Here is a 1,920-nt window from a genome sequence, read left to right on the forward strand (position 1 = left end):
CCAGGCCGTTTTCCCCCAATCCGTCAGGTGCGAAGGTGGGCTGGGAATTTCTCTCGCCGGTTGCGGCTCTTTATCATTAAGTTTACGTTTGCCCGGATTGCCGGTGACCACCTTGAGGTGGGACGGTTTCGGGCGTCGTCCTGCCATCGGAACCTCCCAGAAAAAAACTTTTCATTTCGCGGTTGTGCGCACAAATGACAAGCGGCGGTCTTTAAGGGCAAGAGGGGTGAACTCTTACCCCGCCCCTCCCCACCGCGTTAAAACGCCGCTGTCAGCGGTTCCAGTGCGACGCAGGGTCGAGCGGCAGGCCGTCGGGCGAACACCCTATTACCTTGCCGGTCTTCTCCATACGTTGCTTTGTGGAGTCGTGGTGTGGTTTACATAAGCCTTGCCAGTTCTTGCGGCTCCAGAACAGGTGCTGAGCTTTCTTCATTTCCTCGGGCGTCTTCGCTTCTTTCATGCGGTGCGGCACGATGTGATCCACCACTGTTGCTGGCTCAATACGCCCCATCTGCTGACACATAGCACACAGAGGATTCTCCCGCAGGAACACAAGCCGTTCAGCTTGCCACTTGCTGCCGTAAGGCTTCTTAGCGTTCACCGATAAACCGCCAGAGCTTGCCGCCGGGCTGTAGCTCGCGTTCAATGATGGCCTGCACTTCACGCTTCAGGCAATCCTGGCGTTCTTTATCCAGTTCGGAGCTAAGAATACAGTTTGAAATAACTGCATCTTTGACCAACGCATCGCCAATGAATACTTGACCAGCATTAACTGTGAAGTCAGAACGCGGAGGATTAGCTGTTTTGATACCAAACTTGCCAATCTGCAAACGCAGGACGCCTTTGTCGTCATAGAAGTTACTTACTGGCTTATCCTGGTGCTGTGCCTTCTGGATGCGTTCGTACAGGTCGGCAATGCGCGTAAGCTGGCTCTCCAGCGCAGTCAGCGACGCGCTATCAACATTGATAGCAAGGGGAATGCCCGCAGGATAATCCTCAGGCTTGGGCTTAACAGCTAAAGCCTCGGCGCCAGGGAAACCACCAGCAGGCGGCCCTTGGTCATCGAAGACAGGCACATAACCACCTTTTACCGACAGCATGATCGGGAAGTATTCAGGGATGCCGCTTACCGTAGTACGCACACCATGAAAGTCATAGCGCGCAGTGCCGGCCGGGTTGCTTAACTCATAGCCGTCATCGGTGACGGTTAAGCCGAGGTTGCGCATCACTTCTCGCAGGGGTAAGTGTTTCATTCCGAATCTCCAAATAGAAAAGCCACCAGCCTGCCGGTGCGCTGGGTGCGCGGTGGGTGCAGGTAGACGACTTTGGTTATTTTGCATTATCGATGGCCCTCGCAAAGGCCACCTGTAATGCCGATGGTGTTAGCAATCCGCGTCCGGGCGGGCCACCGCACGGCAGGCCCACATGCAGGCTTCCTGCATCTTGGTGCGGGCGATAGCCAGGCAGCGCATGGCCTCCATGCGATTGATCTCCTCCGGGGAGCCAGCCTCTACCGTCTCCAGCATGAGGTGCGTGCGTTCAAGGTCGAGTTGTTCGCAAAAATTACGGCTGATGTCTTTCAGATCGTTCATTTGCGCGATGTCGTCGGCGGTCAACGTGCGGTATCCCTTCACAGTGCTGCCATCTTGCGGTTTAGATTCGCTCATATAGAATTTCCTGCTAGTTCGTTGGATATAACCTCGGCGATGCAGTTGAACACCTCACGAGAATTCAGTGCATTTATTCTGTCAAAGGCACTCGGCGAATGCCTTTTGCAGAATTTTATAAATTAGGCCAACTGTAGGACGCCGTGCTCTTCCGACTCCGAGTAGGCGATCAGACCGTTGTATTCAGGAACCTCGCCATCCTCAGCCTCAAACGCTGGAATAGTGCCGGTGGTAATGGTGTAGGACGGCTGGC

General features: G+C 54.7%; 3 protein-coding genes and 1 pseudogene. All 4 read right to left on the reverse strand.

Annotation, left to right across the window (positions count from 1 at the left end):
* Nucleotides 1-147 (reverse strand): annotated as a pseudogene (locus ADK28_RS30150) (phage terminase small subunit P27 family); the annotation flags it as partial.
* Between the two features lie 124 nt (nucleotides 148-271).
* Complete coding sequence (locus tag ADK28_RS16400) at nucleotides 272-601, reverse strand: HNH endonuclease (RefSeq protein WP_048796107.1); 330 nt, start codon at nucleotides 599-601, stop codon at nucleotides 272-274.
* Nucleotides 591-1,253, reverse strand: coding sequence for a hypothetical protein (locus ADK28_RS16405; RefSeq protein ID WP_048796108.1), 663 nt, complete (start codon nucleotides 1,251-1,253; stop codon nucleotides 591-593). Before ADK28_RS16405 ends, ADK28_RS16400 begins: the two co-directional genes overlap by 11 nt.
* A 129-nt stretch (nucleotides 1,254-1,382) precedes the next feature.
* Complete coding sequence (locus ADK28_RS16410; RefSeq protein WP_048796109.1) at nucleotides 1,383-1,667, reverse strand: DUF7681 family protein; 285 nt, start codon at nucleotides 1,665-1,667, stop codon at nucleotides 1,383-1,385.
* Between the last annotated feature and the right edge of the window lie 253 nt (nucleotides 1,668-1,920).

The organism is Serratia sp. 506_PEND, assembly GCF_001076875.1.
Taxonomy (GTDB): domain Bacteria; phylum Pseudomonadota; class Gammaproteobacteria; order Enterobacterales; family Enterobacteriaceae; genus Serratia; species Serratia marcescens.

Excerpts from the sequence above, each read along its gene's own strand:
- ADK28_RS16405 (WP_048796108.1), bottom strand. The coding sequence starts at position 1,253 with ATGAAACACTTACCCCTGCGAGAAGTGATGCGCAACCTCGGCTTAACC.
- ADK28_RS16410 (WP_048796109.1), bottom strand. The coding sequence starts at position 1,667 with ATGAGCGAATCTAAACCGCAAGATGGCAGCACTGTGAAGGGATACCGC.